The sequence below is a fragment of the Cupriavidus sp. CuC1 genome (assembly GCF_044627735.1).
Taxonomy (GTDB): Bacteria; Pseudomonadota; Gammaproteobacteria; order Burkholderiales; family Burkholderiaceae; genus Cupriavidus; species Cupriavidus ulmosensis.
Genome location: NZ_JBIUHC010000307.1, coordinates 1 through 4,259, shown reverse-complemented (window position 1 = coordinate 4,259; position 4,259 = coordinate 1). Strand labels below are relative to the sequence as shown.

The 4,259-nt window shown below is 64.0% G+C and carries 5 protein-coding genes and 1 pseudogene; 2 read left to right on the top strand and 4 right to left on the bottom strand.

Annotated features, from left to right (window positions below):
* Positions 1–259 precede the first annotated feature (259 nt).
* The 4 genes from ACGLHR_RS50785 to ACGLHR_RS50770 are packed head-to-tail and all read right to left on the bottom strand — an operon-like array spanning position 260 to position 1,735.
* A complete protein-coding gene (locus ACGLHR_RS50785) occupies positions 260–763 on the bottom strand; it encodes an IS630 family transposase (protein ID WP_400103586.1) in 504 nt (167 codons plus the stop codon).
* Between the two features lie 10 nt (positions 764–773).
* The gene (locus ACGLHR_RS50780) at positions 774–1,298 is read right to left on the bottom strand and encodes an IS630 family transposase (protein ID WP_400103584.1); all 525 of its coding nucleotides are present in this window, start codon (positions 1,296–1,298) and stop codon (positions 774–776) included.
* A 48-nt stretch (positions 1,299–1,346) separates the two neighbouring features.
* The gene (locus ACGLHR_RS50775) at positions 1,347–1,586 is read right to left on the bottom strand and encodes a hypothetical protein (protein ID WP_400103582.1); all 240 of its coding nucleotides are present in this window, start codon (positions 1,584–1,586) and stop codon (positions 1,347–1,349) included.
* Entirely contained in the window at positions 1,583–1,735 is a 153-nt protein-coding gene (locus ACGLHR_RS50770; RefSeq protein WP_400103580.1) for a hypothetical protein, read from the bottom strand. Before ACGLHR_RS50770 ends, ACGLHR_RS50775 begins: the two co-directional genes overlap by 4 nt.
* A gap of 485 nt (positions 1,736–2,220) precedes the next feature.
* Here ACGLHR_RS50770 and ACGLHR_RS50765 point away from each other — a divergent pair, with 485 nt between their 5' ends.
* The gene (locus ACGLHR_RS50765) at positions 2,221–3,702 is read left to right on the top strand and encodes an aldehyde dehydrogenase family protein (protein WP_400103578.1); all 1,482 of its coding nucleotides are present in this window, start codon (positions 2,221–2,223) and stop codon (positions 3,700–3,702) included.
* Positions 3,703–3,924: 222 nt separating this feature from the next.
* A pseudogene (locus ACGLHR_RS50760) lies at positions 3,925–4,259 on the top strand (hypothetical protein); the annotation flags it as partial.

Below are 4,259 nucleotides of genomic sequence, written 5' to 3'. Positions count from 1 at the left end.
AATTAGACGCAATCCGAAGCTCGTGCGCTCGTTCTTCAGGCATCCGTCTGTCCGCTATATTTCTGACCTATGAGTAAGCTTGATCCAACTTGGCACCCGGGCCGAGACGTAGGGCGCGTCGACGCGTTTCCCAATCAGCCCCTCCAGGCCCATCCGGCAGGCAGCGGCAAGAAGGTCGTCTGGAGAACCCTCGAAGGCCTCGCTGTACCTGATGCGCGAGGCCTCTGATATGGCCAGCACCTTTTCTAAACACAGCGTCTTAAGTAATGCAGCATAGTCTTCGCAGCACTTCGTTTGGTCTCTTCCAGTACTGGAAGCAGGCGTCGACCGCCGAGAGGACTTCAGCGAGTGTGGCGAAGTACCGGTTATGTAGCACCAGACGTCGTGTCAGCTTCCAGACGCGTTCGATAGGCGCCAATTGCGGACTGTATGGCGGGAGGAACAACAGCGTCAGGTGCCGCCTGTACTTGCGCAGTAGCGGCCTGAGCAGGATGGCATGGTGGTACCTGGCGTTGTCCAGCACGACGACGATGCGCTTGCCGCGACGTCGATGGCGCAGTAGCTGGCGCAGAAAGGACGCAAACGTTTCTGCGTTGAAGACAGGGCATGCCTGCCAGACGAAGCGGCCTGTGCTCAAGCTGACGGCGCCAAAGCACGCCACCGACTTGCGCGTCGGCGCATGCATCAACACCGGGTCGCGGAGCTCCGGGGCCACCCACATGCGACAGCGCGATCCGTGTTGCTGGAAATGGCATTCGTCCAGGCTCCATAGCTCAATGTCGTCGCGCTTTGCCAGTCGCCGCAGTTTTTTTTACCGCCGCAACGCGAACGGGATCAGACTGAGCGACCTGCGGGCGCGGCTTGCGCAGCCGAAAGCCCATCTGGCGAAACAGCCGCTGGCACTGACGCACGCCCAGCTTGATGCCATAGCGCTGACGCAAGTGCTCCGACAGAACGGGCCCATCCCACAGGCCTGCTTCAAATCCGAAGTCGCGTGGTGTCTTACGCAGATCCGCCTCAATGCGAGCCCATTGCGACTCATCCAACGCACGCGGACGTCCAGGCCGTTCACCTTCCCGCAAGCCCTCGAAACCGCCACGCTCGAAACGTCGGACCCATCGCTGAACTGTCGTGGCCGCCTGACCGAACAACTGGCCCACTTCGGTGCACGAGTAACCGCTGCTCACCAGCAGAACCCCGTGAAGGCGGTGGTCATACCGCGATTCCTCGCTTCGCTCGATCTCCTGTCGAATCGCCAACTGCATGATCTGCGCGTCTGCAATCTCGAGCTTACGCATGGCTGCATCCCCAAAAGAGTAACCACGCAATCATACATGCTGCAATATTTATGTCGCTATGTTTAGCAGAGCTCTGCGCACCGCCAGAGGAACCTGCCGCAGGTCGTGGCCCCGAAAGGAGGGAAGGTCGAAGACGAAGTACTGGATATCCTCCACCCGTGCCCTCTCAAAGGCGTTCTGCAGCGCTTGGAAGTCCGTGGTGGCATGCACCGGTGCCTGGGCCGCGCGTACGCTGGCGGGGCCGGTGCCGACCACGACGATGCGGGGTAATGCTGACGGCGCGCTCATGTGGCGGCTCCTGGCGCGTGGCGCACGAGCGATTCCTGCAGGTCTTGTGTCACGGGCCAGTGGTGCGCGGTCGGTCGGGTCAGCACCTCCATGCCGGCCTCGGCAAGCGTGGAACAAGCGCGCAGGCGCGGGGGAGTGTTGTCGGGCATGGGGCGGCGGCTCGGCGTTGGTTTGGAAACAATGGTCTGACCGGACTGACAGCGTGGGCTTTGCGGACTTCACAACTGGCTGGCCTTTGCCTCAAGCTTAGGGCGGGTAGCACAGGCGTGGTGCTGCATTCAGGGGACTGAACGAAGCACGCTGCTGTTATGCGGGCCGCGGCAGCAGAATGTTTGGTAGGAGGCATCCGGCAGCCTCGCGCGGCAGGCCAAGGCTCTCCAGCCATTGGCCGAGGCCACTGCCGCAGCCCATGGCGATGTCATCGTGGTGATCGGACTAATTCTGGGCGACATCGTCGAGCGGAGCCAGAACGCCCTCGGGTTTATCCGGAGGATGCAAGATTCGTCCGCCCGGGATGGCAGTTTCGCAATTCGCTGCGGTAGCGCGGCCCGTAACGGAGACAAATGCTGAGCCTTCTTGTCTAGCATGGGGGATGAATTGACTATCGGTGCCGAGACGCGGCGCCCCTCCTTCCGTGCAAATATTCGACCCCCAGAGTGTCTCCGTTCCCTCGGGCCATTTCATTGGCGGACGGCTCGTGCCTGATGCCGGCCGCATCCCCGTGCGGCGCCCCTCCGATAACCAGGTGCATGCCGAGCTGCCGCTGGCTGACGCCGCCGCCGTGGATGCTGCAGTGCAGGACGCGTGGAAGGCGTGGCGCAGGAGCGACTGGGCGCGCCGTGCCCCGCGTGAGCGGGCGCGGGTGCTGCGCAACTGGGCCGACCTGATCGAAGCGGACGTGCAGTGTCTGGCGCCGCTCGAAGCCGTGTGCTCCACGCGGCCGGTGCGCGCCGCCTCAGCCTGGGATGTGCCTTTCACCGCCGAAGGCTTGCGATTCTTCGCCGAATATGCCGACAAGCTCGGCGGAGAGGTGGCGGCCACGCAGCACGATCACCTGGGCATGGTGGTGGCCGAGCCGTATGGCGTGGTGGGAGCGATCACCCCGTGGAATTTCCCGCTGGTGATGGTGTCGTGGAAGGTGGGCGCGGCGCTCGCCGCCGGCAACGCGGTGGTGCTCAAGCCTTCCGAACTGACGCCGTTCTCCGCCGTGCGCCTGGCCCAGCTGGCGATCGAGGCGGGCGTGCCGCCGGGCTTGTTCAACGTGGTGCAGGGCGACGGGCGGACCACGGGCGATGCGCTCACGCGCCACCCGCTGATTTCGAAAATGACCTTTACCGGATCGACGCAGACGGGCGCCGCGATCATGGCCACTTGCGCCTTGCAGGGCCCCAAGCCGGTCACGCTGGAGCTGGGCGGCAAGAGCCCGCAATTGGTATTCGACGATGCGCCGGACCTCGACCGGTTGGCCGGCATCATTGCCGGCGCCATCACCGGCAATGCGGGCCAGGTATGCGTGGCGGGCTCGCGCCTGATTGTGCAGCGCGGCATCGCCGAGGCGCTGGTCGAGCGCGTCGCGGCAAGCTTTGCCGCGCAGCGGCCCGGTGCGACCTGGGATGACGCGGCGACCCTGCCACCCATCATTTCGGCACCGCAGGCCGCGCGCATCCTCGACATCGTCGAGCGCGCGCGTGGCCCGGGCGTGCGGGTGCGCAGCGGCGGCGGCCTGTTCGACGGCGGCCCGGGCGGCGCATTTGTCCAGCCCACGCTGATCGAGGGCGTGTGCGCGGACAATCCAGCCGTGCAGGAGGAAATCTTCGGTCCGGTACTCACGGTGCAAACCTTCGACGACGAAGAAGAGGGCCTGGCGCTGGCTTCGCACGAACGCTACGGCCTGGCCGCCGGCGTACACACGGCCGATATCGGAAAAGCGCTGCGCGCCATGCGCGGCATTTCCGCCGGAACGGTATGGATCAACCGCTACGGGCGCAGTTCGGATTTTGTGATTCCCACCGGTGGCTACCACCAGTCGGGCATCGGCAAGGATCTGGGGCGCCAGGCCGTAGAGGCGAATCTGCGCTTCAAAAGCGTGCTGATCGATTTTGCTGCGGCGCGTTAGCGGTGCGTCATGACTCGCCTGCGCACTCCCGCGGTGCCGACCGCATGACATGCCGCGAGACCCATGACAAACCGCAGTTTCGCCACGTCCCGCGCCCTCATTTCCATATAAATACTGTTCGGCCGCATGCTTTAATTCCTTCGTAATAATTCTGTCGCCTGCGCCGGACAAGGCGCGACTCCACCCCGGTCGACGACCGGTAAACCCTGAGGATCAGTAACCATGACCTTCCGTCCCAAGTACGTTTCCTTCGACTGCTACGGCACGCTTACACGTTTCCGAATGGGCGAAATGACGCGCGAACTTTTCGCCGACCGCATCCCTGCCGAGCAGATGGAGCAGTTCATCGCCGACTTCAGCGCCTACCGTTTCGACGAGGTGCTCGGCGACTGGCAGCCCTACGAAGTGGTGCTGAAGAACGCCGTGCGCCGCCTGTGCAAGAAGTGGAAGATCCAGTACTTCGACACCGATGGCCAGCAATGTCGGGTCGGAGGAGGCGCGCTTGCGCGCTGGCCTCCGTCCGCCGCTCAAACCGTGCGTGCAGTTCTCCCGCACAC